17 protein-coding genes are annotated in these 18,402 nt (G+C 28.9%); 5 read left to right on the top strand and 12 right to left on the bottom strand.

Going from position 1 to position 18,402, the window contains the following annotated elements:
• Positions 1 to 38: 38 nt before the first annotated feature.
• Positions 39 to 767, top strand: a complete 729-nt coding sequence (locus tag HF520_RS12825) for an RsiV family protein (RefSeq protein ID WP_168574368.1) — start codon at positions 39 to 41, stop codon at positions 765 to 767.
• Positions 768 to 900: 133 nt separating this feature from the next.
• Positions 901 to 1,086: a hypothetical protein gene (locus HF520_RS12830; RefSeq protein ID WP_168574369.1), complete on the top strand. Its 186-nt coding sequence runs from the start codon at positions 901 to 903 to the stop codon at positions 1,084 to 1,086.
• Between the two features lie 44 nt (positions 1,087 to 1,130).
• On the opposite strand, the gene carB is transcribed toward HF520_RS12830, so the two are convergent.
• The 4 genes from carB to HF520_RS12850 all read right to left on the bottom strand — a co-directional run bounded on the left by carB (position 1,131) and on the right by HF520_RS12850 (position 7,332).
• Positions 1,131 to 4,337 carry a carbamoyl-phosphate synthase large subunit gene (gene carB / locus HF520_RS12835; RefSeq protein ID WP_168574370.1) on the bottom strand — a complete coding sequence of 1,069 codons (3,207 nt, stop codon included), beginning with the start codon at positions 4,335 to 4,337 and terminating at the stop codon, positions 1,131 to 1,133.
• A gap of 38 nt (positions 4,338 to 4,375) precedes the next feature.
• Positions 4,376 to 5,422 (bottom strand): carbamoyl phosphate synthase small subunit, encoded by a 1,047-nt coding sequence (locus tag HF520_RS12840; RefSeq protein ID WP_168574371.1) that lies wholly within the window; start codon positions 5,420 to 5,422, stop codon positions 4,376 to 4,378.
• A gap of 12 nt (positions 5,423 to 5,434) precedes the next feature.
• A complete protein-coding gene (pyrF, locus tag HF520_RS12845) occupies positions 5,435 to 6,151 on the bottom strand; it encodes an orotidine-5'-phosphate decarboxylase (protein ID WP_168574372.1) in 717 nt (238 codons plus the stop codon).
• Positions 6,152 to 6,531: 380 nt separating this feature from the next.
• Complete coding sequence (locus tag HF520_RS12850; protein WP_168574373.1) at positions 6,532 to 7,332, bottom strand: nitroreductase family protein; 801 nt, start codon at positions 7,330 to 7,332, stop codon at positions 6,532 to 6,534.
• A gap of 303 nt (positions 7,333 to 7,635) precedes the next feature.
• Between HF520_RS12850 and HF520_RS12855 the strand changes: the two genes are divergently transcribed.
• Entirely contained in the window at positions 7,636 to 8,865 is a 1,230-nt protein-coding gene (locus HF520_RS12855) for an aminopeptidase (protein WP_207711006.1), read from the top strand.
• Positions 8,866 to 9,039: 174 nt separating this feature from the next.
• Here HF520_RS12855 and HF520_RS12860 read toward each other — a convergent pair whose 3' ends face one another.
• From HF520_RS12860 to HF520_RS12875, 4 genes are all read right to left on the bottom strand, one after another.
• Positions 9,040 to 9,996 (bottom strand): carbohydrate kinase family protein, encoded by a 957-nt coding sequence (locus tag HF520_RS12860; protein ID WP_168574374.1) that lies wholly within the window; start codon positions 9,994 to 9,996, stop codon positions 9,040 to 9,042.
• 148 nt (positions 9,997 to 10,144) lie between these two features.
• The gene (locus HF520_RS12865; protein ID WP_442970754.1) at positions 10,145 to 12,475 is read right to left on the bottom strand and encodes a homocysteine S-methyltransferase family protein; all 2,331 of its coding nucleotides are present in this window, start codon (positions 12,473 to 12,475) and stop codon (positions 10,145 to 10,147) included.
• 22 nt (positions 12,476 to 12,497) lie between these two features.
• A complete protein-coding gene (locus HF520_RS12870; RefSeq protein ID WP_168574376.1) occupies positions 12,498 to 13,208 on the bottom strand; it encodes a vitamin B12 dependent-methionine synthase activation domain-containing protein in 711 nt (236 codons plus the stop codon).
• Between the two features lie 2 nt (positions 13,209 to 13,210).
• Complete coding sequence (locus HF520_RS12875; protein ID WP_168574377.1) at positions 13,211 to 13,666, bottom strand: S-ribosylhomocysteine lyase; 456 nt, start codon at positions 13,664 to 13,666, stop codon at positions 13,211 to 13,213.
• 316 nt (positions 13,667 to 13,982) lie between these two features.
• On the opposite strand from HF520_RS12875, the gene HF520_RS12880 reads away from it, so the two are divergent.
• On the top strand, positions 13,983 to 14,702 hold the full coding sequence (locus HF520_RS12880) for a tRNA 2-thiocytidine biosynthesis TtcA family protein (protein ID WP_168574378.1): 720 nt from the start codon (positions 13,983 to 13,985) through the stop codon (positions 14,700 to 14,702).
• Positions 14,703 to 14,727: 25 nt separating this feature from the next.
• Here HF520_RS12880 and HF520_RS12885 read toward each other — a convergent pair whose 3' ends face one another.
• The 4 genes from HF520_RS12885 to HF520_RS12900 form a co-directional block, all read right to left on the bottom strand.
• On the bottom strand, positions 14,728 to 15,345 hold the full coding sequence (locus HF520_RS12885; protein ID WP_168574379.1) for a DUF488 domain-containing protein: 618 nt from the start codon (positions 15,343 to 15,345) through the stop codon (positions 14,728 to 14,730).
• Between the two features lie 91 nt (positions 15,346 to 15,436).
• A complete protein-coding gene (locus tag HF520_RS12890; RefSeq protein ID WP_168574380.1) occupies positions 15,437 to 16,084 on the bottom strand; it encodes an HAD family hydrolase in 648 nt (215 codons plus the stop codon).
• A 90-nt stretch (positions 16,085 to 16,174) separates the two neighbouring features.
• Complete coding sequence (locus HF520_RS12895; RefSeq protein WP_168574381.1) at positions 16,175 to 16,363, bottom strand: ferredoxin; 189 nt, start codon at positions 16,361 to 16,363, stop codon at positions 16,175 to 16,177.
• Positions 16,364 to 16,454: 91 nt separating this feature from the next.
• Complete coding sequence (locus HF520_RS12900) at positions 16,455 to 17,111, bottom strand: YitT family protein (RefSeq protein WP_168574382.1); 657 nt, start codon at positions 17,109 to 17,111, stop codon at positions 16,455 to 16,457.
• Positions 17,112 to 17,278: 167 nt separating this feature from the next.
• Here HF520_RS12900 and HF520_RS12905 point away from each other — a divergent pair, with 167 nt between their 5' ends.
• Positions 17,279 to 18,208, top strand: coding sequence for a DMT family transporter (locus HF520_RS12905; RefSeq protein WP_168574383.1), 930 nt, complete (start codon positions 17,279 to 17,281; stop codon positions 18,206 to 18,208).
• Positions 18,209 to 18,402: the final 194 nt, after the last annotated feature.

Raw genomic sequence — 18,402 nt, forward strand, 5'->3', positions numbered from 1 at the left:
ATATTGTAATTGATAATCTAAATGAAGGGGGATTCTTTGTGGCTAATTCTCAACCTGCAAGTAATTGTCTGTATAATTTAATATATACAGATTTTAATGAAGAGTTTTCTAAGGGCTCTAATTTTTATTACGATATTCAATATCCAGCTTTTTTTAATTTTAATAATGGATATTTTTTCGCAAACCCATCGATACTAAATAATATAAGTAATCTTATAAAAGAAGAGGTAATTTCTTTTAGAGACAATTTAGCTAAAGAAGAAGCTCAATACAATTCAACTGTGGCTGATAACAAACCTGATGAAAAAAAAGTATATAGTGCATTTTCTAATTTTGCTGTTACTTTTAATAAAAACCATTTACTTAGTGTTATAGTTAATCTTAGGGGATTTACTAACCATACATTACCTTCATATGATGAGTTATACAACTATAACTATGATTTACTTACTGGCAAAAAAATAAATTTACAAGATATATTTAATAATGGCGTAGACTATATAAAAGTAATCACAGATTATGTAAATTATAAAATAAATCAAAATAAAGATCTCTATTTTGATAATGTAGAATTTTTTATAACCGATGACCAAGCTTTTTATATTGAAGATGATGGATTAGTGGTTTACTTTGATGCAGGCCAACTTGCAAAAGAAGAATTTGGAACAACTAAATTTAAATTAATGTTCAGTAAATTTGCTCCTTATATAAATCCTAAGTTTTATTGTAGCGCTACAAATATTAATAGAAGAATTTATAGGAGATAAAAATTTAATCTATTTTAATAAGTTAATAAAAAAACTGTAAGTTATAAAATAATTAATAACTTACAGTTTTTTTATGTATATTTTTTCTATTTGTGTCTATAATTTAGATAAATATATTATAGGGGGTATAAATATGATTGAATTAGATAGACAAAATATAATTGATGGGATATTAGAACTACAAAGAGAAGAAGAATTTAAATTAAAAAGCGCTTTAAAATCAATAAAGCTCGTATTAGATGAAGATGGAATATCAGATTTTGATAAATTAAAATATATAAATGCTCAAATTGGAGATATAATGATGCTTAATATATAAATGGCTACCTCGTACTTAAGGTAGCCATTTTATTTTTGTAATATTTATTTTGCTATATCATAAACTTCTAATTTAGATTCTCTTATTTGCTTTTTATTAACACCTACTAGAGCTTTTAATGTATCTAAAGATGTCATTACTTCAGTAGAAAACTCTGTAGCAGTTCTTCTTATTTTAAATCCATCTCTAGTTGAGTCATTTCCTTTTGTTGGTGTATTTATTACTATATCAACTTGCTTATTTCTTATTGCATCTAATATATTAGGTCTAGACTCTTCTACTCTATTAACTAAAGTAGCTTCTATTCCATGCTCTTTTAAGCTATTCGCTGTTCCTTCTGTAGCTAAGAATGTGTATCCTAATTCTTTCATGTCTTTTGCTATTTCAATAAATTCAGATTTATCGTAGTTATTTATAGTAGCAAGTACAACTCCTCTTTCATCAGACATTTGCTTTCCAGCTGCTATAAATCCTTTGTATAATGCTTCTTCTAAAGTTTCACCTACTCCTAAAACTTCTCCTGTTGACTTCATTTCAGGCCCTAGACTTACATCAACTCTAGATAACTTAGACATGGAGAACACTGGAACCTTAACTGATATCAGCTTAGGCTCTTTATATACACCTGTTCCATAACATAAATCTTTTAACTTAGCTCCTAACATACATTGAGTCGCTAAATCAACAATTGGCACTTTACTTACCTTACTTATATACGGAACTGTTCTACTTGCTCTTGGGTTAACTTCTATTATATATAATTCCCCCTGGAATTCTATAAATTGTATATTAACCATTCCAAGTACATTAAGCTCTAAAGCTATTTTCTTAGTATAATCTAATATTTTTGCTTTTATTTCATCAGATACATTTTGACTTGGATACATTGTTATACTGTCTCCAGAGTGAACTCCTGCTCTTTCTAGGTGTTCCATTATTCCCGGTATTAATATATCTTCTCCATCGCAAATTGCATCAACTTCTATTTCTCTACCAGTTAAATACTTATCTATAAGAACTGGGTTCTTCTTATCTCTTTCAAATGCACTTTGTAAGTATGCTTCTAACTTATGCTCTTCATATGTTATTTCCATACCTTGACCACCAAGTACATAAGATGGTCTAACAAGTACAGGATATCCTAATTTAGCAGCTTCTTCTATACCTTCTTTAACTGACCATACACCTTTACCTTTTGGTCTATTTATGTTTAGCTTTTCTAATAATTCATCAAACTTTTCTCTATCTTCAGCCGCATCTATATCTGCAAAATCTGTACCTAATATTGGTATTCTTTTTTCATCTAAGAATTTAGCTAATTTTATTGCTGTTTGACCACCAAATTGTAATATTACTCCATCTGGATTTTCTTTTTCTATTATGTTTAATACTTCTTCCTCTGTTAATGGCTCGAAGTATAATTTATCTGATGTATCAAAATCTGTACTCACCGTTTCTGGATTATTGTTAATTATTATAGTTTCTATTCCCATTTTTCTAAGTGCTTTAACACAATGTACTGAACAATAGTCGAACTCTATCCCTTGACCTATTCTTATAGGACCTGAACCTAGTACTATAACTTTCTTCTTATCGCTTACTACAACCTCATCATACTCTTCATATGTTGAATAATAGTATGGAGATAATGCATCGAACTCACCACCACAAGTATCAACCATCTTGTATGCTGGATTTATACTGTATAATGTTCTTAATTCATAAACTTTTTCTGGGCTTATCTTCATTAAGTCAGATATTCCCTTATCAGAGAATCCCTTTTTCTTTAATTCAAGAAGGTATTCTTTAGTTAAATCTTCTATCTTCATTCCTTTTAACTTTTCTTCTTGATCTACTATCCATTTAAATCTATTTATAAACCACTTATCTACACCAGTGATTTGTTCTATCATCTCTATTTTGTAGCCTCTTCTTATCATTTCAGCTAAGTCAAATAATCTTTCATCATCTGGTACTACTATACTTTTCTTTAATTCTTCTAAGCTCTTTTCTTCAGAAGGAGCATGAACTAGTGAGTATTTTCCTATTTCAAGAGATCTTATACCTTTAAGCATAGCTGCTTCAAAGTTGCTTCCTATACTCATTATTTCCCCTGTTGCCATCATCTTTGTTCCTAGCTTTCTGTTAGCTTGCTTGAACTTATCAAATGGCCACTTTGGTATCTTAACTACTACATAATCAAGAGTTGGTTCGAAACATGCGTAAGTTTTCTTTGTTACTGCATTTTCTATTTCATCTAATGTGTATCCTAAAGCTATTTTTGCTGCAACCTTAGCTATTGGATAACCTGTAGCTTTTGATGCAAGCGCAGATGATCTAGAAACCCTTGGGTTTATTTCTATTATTGCATATTCTAAACTGTGAGGATTTAATGCTATCTGAACATTACATCCACCCTTAACTTCTATTGCATTTATTATATCTATAGATGCTTTTCTAAGCATTTGATATTCTTTATCACTTAAAGTCTGGCTAGGTGCAACAACTATACTATCTCCTGTATGTACTCCAACAGGGTCTATGTTTTCCATATTACATACTGTTATACAGTTTCCATTGCCATCTCTTATTACTTCATATTCTATTTCTTTCCAACCTTTTATACTTTTTTCAAGTAATACTTGGCTAACTGGGCTTAATTGTAAACCTTGAGTAAGTATTTCTGTCAGTTCTTCAACTGTTTCAGCTATACCTCCACCAGTTCCTCCTAGTGTATATGCTGGTCTTACTACTACTGGATATCCTATTTTATTCGCAAATTCTAATCCACTTTCTAAGTCAGTTACTATATCACTAACTACTACTGGTTGGTTAATTTGTCTCATTACTTCTCTAAATGTATCTCTGTCTTCACCCTTTTTTATAGATTCAACAGATGTTCCTATTATTTCAACACCATATTTTTCAAGTATACCAGCTTCATGTAATTCAACTGCTAAGTTAAGTGCAGTTTGACCACCCATACCTGCTAATAAACTGTCTGGTCTTTCTTTTTCTATTATTTTTTCTATAAACTCTACTGTTAATGGTTCTATGTAAATTTTATCTGCAATCTCTTGGTCCGTCATTATTGTTGCAGGGTTACTATTTATTAATACAACTTCTACTCCTTCTTCTTTCAAAGCCTGACAAGCTTGAGTTCCTGAGTAGTCAAATTCAGCCGCTTGACCTATTATTATTGGTCCTGATCCTAGTACTAATGTCTTTTTTATACTCTCTATTTTAGGCATAATTTTAATCTCCTTAATCTCTTAAATATTTATAACAACTATACTAACTCTAAGAATTTATCAAATACATAATCACTATCTTTTGGTCCAGGACAAGCTTCTGGATGGTACTGCACGCTGTATATTGGTAATTCTTTATGTCTCATTCCTTCTACTGTATTATCATTTAAGTTTATATGAGTTACTTCCATGTTTTCTGGTATCTCACACACATAGTATCCATGGTTTTGAGATGTTATAAATACTTTCCCTTCTTCTAAATCTTTAACTGGATGGTTCCCACCTCTATGTCCAAACTTAAGTTTGCCTGTTTTTCCACCTAATGTTAAAGCTAAAAGTTGGTGTCCTAAGCAGATTCCTACTATTGGCTTCTTACCTACTAATTCTTTTATATTTTCTATTACATCCTCTAAATCTTCTGGATCTCCAGGTCCATTTGATAAGAATATTAAATCTGGATTTATAGCTAATACTTCTTCTGGCTTTGTTAAAGCAGGGAATACAGTTATATCACAACCTCTAGCTGCAAATGATCTTAATATATTTTGCTTAACACCAAAGTCCATAACTGCTACTTTAGGTCCGTTTCCTTCTATTCTTTCAATTTCTTTTCTAGTTACAGTTTTTACTGCTTGAGTATTAGAAAAGCTTTCTAATTTAGACTTTACATCTTCTAATGATGCATTTTCTAAAGTTATTATTCCTCTCATTGTTCCATTGTTTCTTAATATCTTAGTTAGAGCTCTTGTGTCTATTCCTTCTAAACCGATGACCTTATTTTGCTTTAGGTATGTATCTATATCCATTTCACATCTAAAGTTATTTGGAGTATCACTTTTCTCTCTTACTATAAATCCTTTTACATGAACACCCTTAGATTCTACATCTTCTAAGTTTATTCCATAGTTTCCTATAAGTGGATATGTCATAGTAACTATTTGTCCATAGTATGATGGATCAGTTAAAACTTCACCATAACCTGTCATAGATGTATTAAATACTACTTCTCCTACGCTGTCTTTTAAATATCCAAAGGCTTTTCCTTCAAATATAGTTCCATCTTCTAATATTAGTTTCCCCTTCATATAACCTACCCCCTAAGCATTTTCAATTTCGTTTACTATTTTTTCTGCCGACTCTTTAGGGTTTTCGGCTTTAGTTATAGGTCTTCCAACAACTAAATAGTGAGCACCCTTATTTATTGCATCACTAGGAGTAACGACTCTCTTTTGATCCCCTACTTCAGCAGTAGATGGTCTTATTCCTGGACAAACTGTTACGAAGTCTTTTCCACAAGCTTCAACTATTTTATCTACTTCTTGAGCTGAACAAACTATTCCATCTATTCCTGCCTCTTTAGCTAATTTAGCTCTCTTTATTGCTAACTCTTCAGTTGTCATATTACATCCTATATCTTGTAAATCTTGATTGCTTAAAGATGTTAAAACAGTTACCCCTACTATTATAGGCTTCTCTATATTTAACTTTTCTGCTTCTTCCTTTGCAGCTATAGCACATTGTCTCATACCTTCTAAATCAGATACATGTATTGTCATTAGCCAAACTTTATCTCTTACTGCGGCTCTTACTGCACTTTGCATAGTGTTTGGTATATCGTGGAACTTAAGATCTAAGAATACTTTTTTACCTTTTTCATTTAAGTAGTCAACTGTTTTACCTCTTGTTGCTACATACTGTTCTAAACCAACTTTAAATATATCTACACTATCTTCTAGTTTATCTATTAATTCCTTAGCTTTATCAAATTCATTAGTGTCAATTGCAACTATTAATTTTTCTTTTCCATTTATCATATGCCTTCTCCTTTTTTAATAAAGCCTTTATCTAAAACAAAAGTCCTTACACCTGAAAAGAGGTATAAGGACTCTATCTAAACTTAATTTTATACTCATAATTAGTTATTAGATATCTTTATCAGCCTCTCTGGACTATTTTAAAAGACTTTATTTATTTTATTTTTGTATTAAAAAACCCTCTATCATCCAGATAAAGGGTTATAATGTAATCAAATTAATATTATCAACCTTTTTAGACTCTCTGGACTAAATTTAAGGTATATTATATTTTTATTATACACAAAATACTTCATATTCTCTCTGGAATAACTTAAAGCTTTTGCTTAAAATAATTATTACATTTATTTTATTATATGTCAACCATTCTTTTACAGAAGTTATCTATCTTCCATTACGCTAATTATATAATTTTTTCCTCTTTTTCTTTTTGTATCTATCGTTTCAAATTTAACATCTATTCCAAATTTCTTACAAGCTATATCGAAATGCTTTAAAGCTATTCCCATACTAATTTTAGAATCTTGTACTAAGTATTTCTTAGATTTTTCTTCATATATATCAAATCCATAATCTTTTGCATAAAATATCCATGGTTGAATATTTTTTATTGATGGAGCTACTCTAACTGCATTAAGTACTTTAACCCATTTTCTATCTATTTTTTTGCAGATTTTTTTTAATCTTTTTCTATCAGGATCTGAGTTTATAGGCCTAAATAAACGTTCTTGTTTATCTGCATATCCAAATGCAATTATTGCATATGGATTTTCAATTTTATATTCGTATTCTTCATCATCTATATCTATCTCATCTAAATCTATAAATTCTAATATATCTTCTCTTTTTAAGTTACACTTTAACCAACATGTAGCTATTCCTAGTGACGTCATCTTTAACAAAATTTCTTCTGCTACATAACCTATGTTTTCTAAAGTTTTTTCTCCTTTATTAGATGTTATCACTAAATAATGAGGAGCTTTTACTTCACATGCTTTCCCAAGCAAAAATTGTATTAGATGTCCTCTATCTACTATATGTGCTTTTATATTTAAATTTTCATTTAGATAAGTTATATTGCTACATATATTCTTAACTTCTTCCATTAATGATGATTTTATATTTTTATTTGTATAATTTCTTATAGATTTTCTATAAAAAATAGCATCATATAACTCCATCTATGTCCTCCTTACTGAAGTAATCTATTTTAAACTTCACCGTTTTAAGTCATTGTATCTAATCAATATGTATTTCTTTTTCATAAACTATTTACATACATTATTATATTATAAGTTCTTTTATGGTTTTTTGCATACAGTTTATATTAAAATTTAGTAATTTTTTATTATAAATCCCCATTATTATTACTTATTACAAAAACTATTAAAAATAAGTATTTTTATTTTAGTTATTCCCTAAAATAGGGGTATAATATAATTAAATATATAGTGTTTTACTTATTTTTACATAGGAGGTTTATTATGGATTTTGAGAGAAATTTAGACAAATATGCAGAGTTAGCAGTTAAAGTTGGAGTTAATATTCAACCTGGACAAGAATTACTTGTTAGATCACCAATTGAATGTGCTCCATTCGTAAGAAAGGTTGTTAAGCACGCTTATGACACTGGTGCTAAGAATGTATATATAGAGTGGTCTGATGAAGAATGTACTTTAATAAGATATTTAAATGCTCCAGAAGAAGTTTTTAATGAATATCCAAAATGGACGGCTGATCAATATGTTGATATAGCAAAAAAAGGAGGCGCTTTCTTAAGCATTCATGCTGCTAATCCTGATTTATTAAAAGATGTTGATCCACAAAGAGTTGCTAATTACCAAAAAGCATCTGGATTGGCTTTAAAAGAGTGGAGATCTTATACTTTATCAGATAAATGCAAATGGAGTATAGTTTCAATTCCTACAGAGGCTTGGGCTAAGAAAGTATTCCCTGATGTATCTAGTGAGGAAGCGATAGATAAACTATGGGAAGCTATATTTAAATGTTCTAGAGTTGATGGTCAAGATCCTATAGAAGCTTGGAATAAGCATAATGAAGATTTAAAATTAAGAATGGATTTCTTAAATAATAAAAATTTCAAAACATTAAAGTTTAAGTCAGAAAAAACTGATTTAACTATGGAGTTGCCAGAAGGCCATATTTGGTTAAGTGGAGCTTCTGTAGACCCTAATGGAGTAAAGTTCAACCCTAACATACCTACTGAAGAAGTTTTCTGTCTTCCTCATAAGTTTAAAGTTAATGGTATAGTTTATAGTACTAAACCTTTAGTTTATGGTGGGAATGTTATAGATAATTTTTCTTTAACTTTTAAAGATGGTAGAATCGTTGAATTCACTGCAGAAAAAGGATATGATACTTTAGAAAAACTGATCTCAACAGATGAAGGTTCTCACTACTTAGGAGAGGTTGCTCTAGTTCCTTTCAAATCCCCAATTTCTGACACAAATATAGTATTCTTTAATACTTTATATGATGAAAATGCATCTTGTCATTTTGCAATAGGTTCTGCTTATAAAACATGTATAAAAGATGGCGATAATATAAAAGATGAAGATCTAGATAAATATGGTATTAATGATAGTTTAACTCATGTAGATTTTATGATTGGGTCACCTGATATGAATATAATCGGTGAAACATATAATGGAGAAACAATTCAAATATTTAAAGATGGAAATTGGGCCTTTTAATTATCTATTCTTTAAATAAAAAAAATAGGCTAAGTCATTATGACTTAGCCTATTTTCATTTTGTTGACGATAAAATTTTATATTAATCTAAATACTATTATAATATAGATTAATTTCTAATACTAGGTTTATTGTACTTAAATTATATATAAATTACTCGATTTAGTAAAATATTTACTTATCAAACTTTACTTCCGACCAATTTATATTATTTACGTAACTTTTAACTAAATCAGTTCCCATTTCAGGATGAATAGTTTCTTCTGTAGATATAGTTATTGTTGACATAGATATTGCAAACTTTAATGTATCTATTAAGCTGCATTTATTTGCATAACCATATGCTATACCTGCTACAAATGAATCACCTGCACCTGTAACATTTACAACTTTTACATCATTAGCTTTGATTTTACCTTCTTCTACACCATTATTGTAGTAGATTCCATCTTCATCCAATGTTATAAATACATTTTCTATACCTAAATCGATGAAGTATCTTCCTGCTTTTCTTAAGTCTTCATCATTTTTTATTTTCATTCCACACATTATTTCAGCTTCATATCTATTTGGCTTTATTGTATGGAAGTATTTTATTAAGTGTTTTATTTCTTTTGCTTTAGCTGCTGATACTGGATCTAATATAAACTTAGTATTTCCACTAAAGTTCTTTAGTATATATTCTACTATATCAGGTCTATCTGAATCTAGTATCATATATTCAGCGTTTCTTATTATATCAGCCTTAGAATCAATAAATTCAGTTGTAAATTTATCAATTATTTTCATATCTACTACTGCAGATACCATTTCTCCGTGCTCATCTAAAACGGCCATATACGTTGGTGTATGTCCACCTTCTATAATTAATGAATTACTCATATCATAGTTCATTTGTTTAGAATGTTCTAACATCGCTTTACCAGCTTCATCATCACCTAGGATAGATATAAATTGAGTATTAACTCCTACCCTCGACATACACTCTGCTATATTTCTACATACTCCTCCGAATGATGTCCTTACTTTTCCTGGGTTAGAGTCATTACACCTATAATTACTGTCTGTAAATCCACATATATCAAAAACTGATACTCCGAAAACTAATGTATACATTTGGTTATTTTCCATAATATCTTTTCGTACCCTCCCTAAGAATCACCTTCCCATTTTATCACATAAGTATACAACTTTTCTACAATTTTCGATTTTAAATTTCAATTATACATATTTTTACAGAAAAAATAAGGGAATCCCCTTATTTTTTTTTAATATTTATTTAAAAATTAAGTTTTGCTATTTCAACTGCAGATTTAGCATCCTTCGAATAGTAATCTGCCCCTATATTTTTAGCATATTCTTCTGTTAGTACAGCTCCACCAACAAATACCTTCGCTTCTATATTATTCTCTCTTAATGCTTTTATAGTATCTTCCATACTTTTTACAGTAGTTGTCATAAGAGCACTTAATCCAACAAGCTTTATATCATTCTCTTTTGCTTTTAGAACTACTTCCTCTATTGGAACGTCTTTACCTAAATCTATAACATCGTATCCATAATTCTCTAGCATTATCTTAACGATATTTTTACCAATATCATGAATATCTCCTTGTACTGTTGCTACTATAATTTTACCTTTAGATATATTATTATTACTTTCTTTTATTAATTTTTCTTTTATTACATTTAATGACACCTTTACTGTTTCTGCACATTGAATCATCTGAGGTAAAAATATCTCCCCTGAATCATACTTTTTACCTATTATATCTAAATATGGTATCAATATCTCATCTAGTATATAATTTGCATCATTATCTTGTAGTAGCTCTAGTGTTTTATCCTTTGCCTCTTCTTTTAAACCTCTTTCTATTATTTGATTCAAAGAAGTAGTAGTATTATTTGTATCAGATTTTACTATAGAATTAGATGTACTACTATATTTATTTATATATTTAATACAACCTTTATCTATATTATTTATTACTCTAAATGCATCTATTGATTCTACCATTCCACTTTCATTCGGATTGATTATAGCTATATCTAAACCTGCTCCTAATGCTAGGTTTAAATAAGTATGATTAATATTTTTTCTATCAGGTATACCAAAAGATATATTAGATACACCCAGTATTGTTTTAACTCCTAACTTTTCTTTTACTAATTTAATAGCTTTTATTGTTTCCATAGCTTCTGACTGTTGTGCTGAAACAGTTAATGACAAACAGTCAATAAATATATCTTCTCGTCTTATGCCATAATGTTCTGCTTCTTCAACTATTTTCTTTGCTATTTCAAATCTACCTTCTGCAGTACTAGGGATTCCATTTTCATCCAATGTTAGACCTACAACAGCTGCCCCATACTTTTTAACTAGAGGTAGTATCATATTTAATGATTCTTTCTTTCCATTAACTGAATTTACAATTGTCCTACCATTATAATATCTAAGACCACTCTCTAAAGCTTTAATATTTGAAGAATCTATTTGTAAAGGAGTATCTACTATTCCTTGTATTTCTTTTACTATTTTTGGCATAACTAATTTTTCATCTATATCAGGAAGACCTACATTTACGTTTAGAATTTCTGCACCTGAATTAATTTGCTCTAAGGCTAAATTAATTATGTAATCAATATTCCAATTTTTTAATGCATCCTTTAAGCCTTTCCTTCCAGTTGGATTTAATCTCTCACCCATAATTGTAGGACCATCTATTTCTATGTATTTTGATGGAGAGCAAACCGTACATCTATACTTACTTTTATTTTTAACGATTTTTAAATTTTCTATATTATTAGATACTTCTTTAATAAATTCTGGATTTGTACCACAACATCCACCTATTATTCTAGCTCCGGACTCTACAAACTTTGATACACCTTGATAAAACTCTTCTGAATTCATATCATAATAGGCTTTACCATCAATTATATTAGGTAGCCCTGCATTTGCTTGAACAATTACAGGTATGTTTGCTCTATCTGTAATAATCTTTACAATAGGTAAAAGTTGCTTAGGGCCTAATGAACAGTTTACACCTATAGCATCTACTCCTAATCCTTCTATAGTAGCCACCATACTTTCTGGAGTACATCCAGTAAAACTCCTTCCGTCTTCATCAAATGTCATTGTACAAAATACAGGTAAGTTAGTATTTTCTTTTGCTGCTAATACAGCTGCTTTAGCCTCATAAAGATCCATCATTGTTTCAATTATAATTAAATCAGCACCAGATTTTTCACCTTGAATTGCTTGTCTTTTAAATATTTCATAAGCTTTATCAAAACTTAGAGTTCCCATAGGCTCTAACATTTCTCCTATAGGTCCAATATCTAATGCTACATATCTAGGTTTAGAGTTATCTACCATCTTTATCGCTTTTTTAGCAACACTTACTGCATTATCTAAAACTTCTTCTACCGTATACCCTAATTTATCTAACTTTATCTCATTTGCTCCAAAAGTATTTGTAGTTACAACATTTGATCCCGCTTCAAGATAAGATTTATGAATATCTATAAGTATATCTGGGTTTTTAAATCCAAATATTTCTGGATTTTCACCCATTTGTAATCCATTTTTTTGGAGCATTGTCCCCATTGCTCCATCAAATAACAATATATTATCCTTTATATATTCTATAACTTTCACAGCTATCAACCCCTCTTTTAAATTTACAAGTATCTTTATTATTGCAATTTTTACATGATTTTTTAACTTGACTTAGCTTATTATCAGATATACCTATTATTGCTATAACAGATTTTCTAGGTATCATTATTCCATTTGTTGTAATAGTTAGTCCTATTTCTTTCTGTCCATTTATAAGGTTCAATATATCTTTGTTTTTTTCTATTGGTAAGTCTCCATATCCTGGACTATATCTTAAGGTTGTATACTGCCCATCTTCTAAAATATTATTTTGAACTTCTTCCTGAACCATATCGCACACTTCTTCTATTGCTGTAGTTGCACATGAATCAATTATTATCCCCTTAGTTAATTCAGTGAAAGAATATTTTCTTATATCCTTTTCTATATCTAACCCTATGGTCGCAGCCATTAAAATACACTTATTGCAATCCTTCAATACTTTATATAAATCTCTACTTTCTAGCTTTAAATTACTTCCCTCAAATTCTATTATCCCTTTATTTTTCTTAATAGAATAAACCCTAAAAGTGTATCTAGGGTTTATTCTTGCTTTAGTTATATTTTTGCATTGATTTATTGTCTCTTTTAAATTATCATCTATAATCTGACCTTTGTATTCTAAATATCTCAGAACTTCTTCATCCTTTATATTAATATGTTTTAAAAAGTCCCTTTTCATAATTATTCTCCATATATATTTAGAGAGAATCCTTTTTCCAAGGCATCTTTAGCATATTCTTTAGCACCAAATAATGATAAATCTTTATAGTTACCACATTCAACTGCTGTAGCTGCAGGTATCTCAGTTGCATCTAGCACCATTTTTAAAGCTTTCTCTAAGCCTTCTTTAACAATTGAAGGTTCTACATCACCCCATAAAATAAGATAGAAACCTGTTCTACACCCCATTGGTGATATGTCTATTATATTATCTAATGTTTCTCTTAAATAAGTTGCAAGTAAATGTTCTAATCCGTGCATTGCAGCTGTTCCGAATGTCTCTGAGTTTGGCTGTAGGAATCTTAAATCGAACTTACTTACTACATCCCCCTTAGCACCATCTAAAACACAGCACTTTCTCACATATGGTGCTTTTACTTTTGTATGATCTAGTTTAAAGCTTTCTACTTTTTGCATTTATTTATCCCCTCTCTAATTGATTTTAGTTTATTTCCATAGAAATATTTTATACTATTTTTATATCTTTTCGTTTCCATATAAAACCTTAAGTGAATTATATCTGAAACCACTTCTTTTGTAAATATTCTTAATTTTCTAATATATATTCAATTTAACTTTATATATATTTTAAGTTTTTTTAACTATTTTATTATAATTGTTTGCATACTATAAATTTGCTATAATATCCTAGTTATTTATCGATTCTTTATGAACTATTATTGTAAAACTTAAAATTATAGATGAATATGAAATTATATGGAGGAAATCGCATATGCAAAAGTTACTTAGTAAAGCACGTCAAGCTATAAATGACTTTGATATGATACAAGAAAATGATAAAATAGCAGTTGGTTTATCTGGAGGAAAAGATAGTCTTACTTTACTTCACATTTTAAAAAGTTATCAGAGATTTTCACCTCAAAAATTCGACTTAATTGCAATAACTTTAAATCCTGGAGGTGTAGATAATTCTCCACTTTATAAACTATGTAAGGATTTAGATATACCTTTTTATGAAGTTCAAACTGATATAAAAGAAATCGTATTTGATATAAGAAAAGAAAAAAATCCATGCTCATTATGTGCTAACTTAAGACGTGGCGCCTTAAATGACAATGCTAAAAAATTAGGATGTAACAAAGTAGCTCTTGGTCATCATAAAGATGATGCAATAGAGACATTCTTAATGTCTATGTTGTATGAAGGTAGAGTAAATTGTTTCTCACCTAAGACACATATGGATAGACAAGATTTAACAATTATAAGACCTATGATTTATATAGATGAATACATGACTAAAAAGGCTGCCAAAGATTATAATTATCCTATTATAAAGAATCCTTGCCCTGCTGATGGAAAAACAAATAGACAAAATATAAAGGAATTAGTTAAAGAATTAAATAATAAAATTCCTGGATCTAAGAAAAACATTTTTGGCGCTTTAAACAATGCTGAAAGACTATTTATATGGGATAAAGAAAAAATCAAATAATTTAGTATTAAAAAGGCGAGTGAAATTACTCGCCTAAATGTTCTATTCTATATCCAATTTCTTTATTAGCCATTCTATAAGCTTCTTTTATCATTTCATCTTTAGAAATTGAATTGCCTATTAAGCTATCAATAGTTATCTGATGCCTATTTTCAAAATATTTGTCTAATATTCTTTCTTCTATATATCTTTGATCCTTTATAGAATAATCATCTAATATATGATTTATTTTAAAACCATACTTTTCTAATTCTCTTCCAAGTAATATGGCTCTATGACATCTTATTGGATCTTGCATAGCACCTAAAAGAACTATTCTATATCCTTTCTTACATCCATTTTTCAATCTTTCTATTCCACTTATAAATGACTCTTCTTTAACAACATTCTCAAAATCAGAGTATCCTTCACTATTATATGAAATTTTATTTTCTCTTTTTGCAGCAAATTCTTTTGCCATATAAATATATACAAATCCTGATTTAATCAAAGTATTTTTGATAGTATCTTTGTTGTATTGGATATTATACTTAGAATAAGGAGTTCCTCTAACATCTACGACACAATTTATCTTATAAAACCTAAGCATATCCATTAATTTTTCAACAGGATAATTAGAGTGACCTATTGTAAATAACTCCATACAAACGCTCCTATAACATATATTTTTTATTGTAATAATACCTCTTATAAATACTTTTTATTCAAAAAATATATTATAGTTTCATAAGAAACTATAATATATTTTTTAATTCTTCAATATTTTTAATTATATATGTTGGGTTCACTTCTTGTAATTCCTCTAAATCTCCATATCCATATAATACACCTATAGAATCTACTCCTATTTTCTTTGCACCTATTACATCATACTTTCTATCACCTATCATGATTACATCTTCCATAGATGATACCTTACATACTTCTAATACATGATTTATAACTTCATTTTTTTCACTTCTACTTCCATCTAAATTACTTCCCCCAATATATTCGAAGTATTTATCTATTTCAAAATGCTTTAATATTTTTTCTGCAAATATAGTTGGTTTAGATGTTGCAAGTAATATTCTTTTATTATTACTGTGTAAATATTCTAAAACTTCTTTTACTCCTGAAAATATCTTATTTTCAAATATCCCATTTTGAGCAAAATATTCTCTAAATTTAGTTACAGCTTCTTCTACTTCTTCTTCAGAAAAATTATAATCATCTCTAAAAGAATCATGTAGTGGTGGTCCTATAAACTTTTCTAAGTTAGCTAGATCTTCTTCTATTCCAAAATGTTTTAATGCATATTGAAATGATTTAGTTATTCCCTCTTTAGGATCTGTAAGTGTTCCATCTAAGTCAAATAATATGTATTTATAGTCTTTACTCATAAATATCTCCCTTATTTTAATTTTTACTTATAATAAATTATATATTAAAAAAGACATTTGTCGAAGTTTATTCCGACAAATGTCTTAACATTATTCTACAGTTATTGCTGAAACTGGACAACTATCTTGAGCATCATTAGCTGCATCTACTAAGTCTGCACTTATTTCTTCAGCTACCGCTACTGCTAATCCATCATCGTCCATATCAAATATTTCTGGGCATATTCCTGTACATGCTCCACAACCTATACAAGTATCTTTATCTACAAATGCTTTCATTTTGAATCCTCCTAAGTTTAAATAATACTCATTCTAATATTTATCCTAGGTGGAATAATTCTAAACATTTATTTATATAAAATTTTACAATTTATACAATTTTATTACTAATTTCGTCTATATCTTTAACTTTATTTTCTTTTTTCTTTTCTATAATTAAGATGACCTTGTCAACTAAAAGACCATTTATAATAACAGCTATTAAGGAATATATACCTTTACCAAGTCCAAATGTTAAAGCTCCGCATATAACTACAAATAAATCTACACAAAGCAGTGAAATCCCTATATTAAATGTAGAATATTTATTTAGTATCTTAGCTAATATATCAGTCCCTCCTGTCGATGCATTCAAAGATAAGGCTAAAGCTAGACCACTCGCTATAATTACAGTTCCGATTAATACTGCTAAAATCATATTATTAGTTAATGCATGAGAATGAAGAACTTTCTCCATAAAATCCATCGTGAAAGATAGAGCAAAACTTGCATATATAGTTTTAAGTCCAAAATCTCCCCCAACTAATATAAATGCTATTATAAATAATATTAAATTTCCTAAAAGTATTATTGTTCCAATTGATAGGCTAGGAATATAGTTACTTATAACTAATGCTAATCCACTTAATCCTCCACCAGCAATTTCATTTGGAGCATAAAAATATTGAATACCAAAAGCTACTAAAACTACTCCAATTGTTATAAACATATAATCTCTTATAGTGATAATTAAATTTTCTTTTGTCATTTGTTTTATCCCTTCTTAATTTAAGTAATAATTTATTTTCTTTAGAGTTTATATTATACTATAATAATCTTTTATTTTTCTATTTTTTCCCAAATAAGTTTTGTTAATTTATCTTTAACATTAAATTATACTATAATTATATTTATTAAATAAAAAGGAGGACTAATATGAAAATCGCTCTAATATATGGTGTAATATCATCTATATTTTTTGCATTTACATTTGTACTTAATAGTAGTATGAATATTTCAGGGGGACATTGGGCCTGGAGTGCATCTTTAAGATATATATTTATGCTACCGTTACTTTATATTATTATACTAAAGCAAAACAGCTTACATAAAATTCTTAGTTCAATAAAAAATAATATGAGTTCATGGATATTGTGGAGTACTGTAGGCTTTGGGTTATTTTATGCACCTCTTACATTCGCATCATCCTATGGTCAATCTTGGTTAGTTGCAGGCTGTTGGCAAATTACCATTGTTGCAGGAATATTGCTTACACCTTTATTCAAACAAAAAATACCATTAAAAAGTTTACTCATGTCATTCATAATACTTATCGGCGTATTTTTAATACAGTATGAACAAGCAAGCGAGGTTAATTTTAGCCAAGTGTTACTATCTATAATACCTATATTAATAGCTGCTTTTTCTTACCCTTTAGGAAATAGAAAAATGATGGAAGTATGTGGTGATTCCTTGACTACTACAGAAAGAGTTTTCGGAATGACATTATGTAGTATGCCATTTTGGATAATTGTGGCTTCATTTGGATATATCAAAACAGGTATGCCTAGTTCTAGTCAAATAATACAATCTTTTGTAGTAGCAATTTTTTCGGGTATAATCGCTACTATACTATTCTTCAAAGCTACTGATCTAGTTAAAAATAATACTAGTCAGTTGGCAATTATAGAGGCAACACAATCAGGAGAGGTTGTATTCACAATCCTAGGTGAGATATTCATTCTTGGAGGTAATATACCAACTACAACAGGATCTATAGGGCTATTACTTATTATAGTCGGAATGATTTTAAATAGTTTAACAACTTCAGGCCCTAATAAGACAGAAAATTTAGAAATTAGTTAATAATAAAAATAGGTATATCTCATTTATAAAGAAAGAAGGATTATTTGATGTAGTTAAGTCATCTATTGCAGGTGCAGTTATTGGAAATATTCTTAAGCTTATTATTTACTCCTATGAGTATCATTTTTAATGAGTTTGAGTTAATTGCTTTAATAGCTTCCGTTTTAATCGCGAATAGAGTTTCACATTATGGT

The sequence above is a fragment of the Romboutsia sp. CE17 genome, from assembly GCF_012317385.1.
In the GTDB taxonomy this organism is placed as follows: domain Bacteria; phylum Bacillota; class Clostridia; order Peptostreptococcales; family Peptostreptococcaceae; genus Romboutsia_E.

Bases quoted from the DNA above. Each gene is read 5' to 3' on its own strand.
- HF520_RS12830 (WP_168574369.1), top strand. From the start codon at position 901: ATGATTGAATTAGATAGACAAAATATAATTGATGGGATATTAGAACTA.
- carB (WP_168574370.1), bottom strand. From the start codon at position 4,337: ATGCCTAAAATAGAGAGTATAAAAAAGACATTAGTACTAGGATCAGGA.
- HF520_RS12840 (WP_168574371.1), bottom strand. From the start codon at position 5,422: ATGAAGGGGAAACTAATATTAGAAGATGGAACTATATTTGAAGGAAAA.
- pyrF (WP_168574372.1), bottom strand. From the start codon at position 6,151: ATGATAAATGGAAAAGAAAAATTAATAGTTGCAATTGACACTAATGAA.
- HF520_RS12850 (WP_168574373.1), bottom strand. From the start codon at position 7,332: ATGGAGTTATATGATGCTATTTTTTATAGAAAATCTATAAGAAATTAT.
- HF520_RS12855 (WP_207711006.1), top strand. From the start codon at position 7,636: ATGGATTTTGAGAGAAATTTAGACAAATATGCAGAGTTAGCAGTTAAA.
- HF520_RS12860 (WP_168574374.1), bottom strand. From the start codon at position 9,996: ATGGAAAATAACCAAATGTATACATTAGTTTTCGGAGTATCAGTTTTT.
- HF520_RS12865 (WP_442970754.1), bottom strand. From the start codon at position 12,475: ATGGGGACAATGCTCCAAAAAAATGGATTACAAATGGGTGAAAATCCA.
- HF520_RS12870 (WP_168574376.1), bottom strand. From the start codon at position 13,208: ATGAAAAGGGACTTTTTAAAACATATTAATATAAAGGATGAAGAAGTT.
- HF520_RS12875 (WP_168574377.1), bottom strand. From the start codon at position 13,666: ATGCAAAAAGTAGAAAGCTTTAAACTAGATCATACAAAAGTAAAAGCA.
- HF520_RS12880 (WP_168574378.1), top strand. From the start codon at position 13,983: ATGCAAAAGTTACTTAGTAAAGCACGTCAAGCTATAAATGACTTTGAT.
- HF520_RS12885 (WP_168574379.1), bottom strand. From the start codon at position 15,345: ATGGAGTTATTTACAATAGGTCACTCTAATTATCCTGTTGAAAAATTA.
- HF520_RS12890 (WP_168574380.1), bottom strand. From the start codon at position 16,084: ATGAGTAAAGACTATAAATACATATTATTTGACTTAGATGGAACACTT.
- HF520_RS12895 (WP_168574381.1), bottom strand. From the start codon at position 16,363: ATGAAAGCATTTGTAGATAAAGATACTTGTATAGGTTGTGGAGCATGT.
- HF520_RS12900 (WP_168574382.1), bottom strand. From the start codon at position 17,111: ATGACAAAAGAAAATTTAATTATCACTATAAGAGATTATATGTTTATA.
- HF520_RS12905 (WP_168574383.1), top strand. From the start codon at position 17,279: ATGAAAATCGCTCTAATATATGGTGTAATATCATCTATATTTTTTGCA.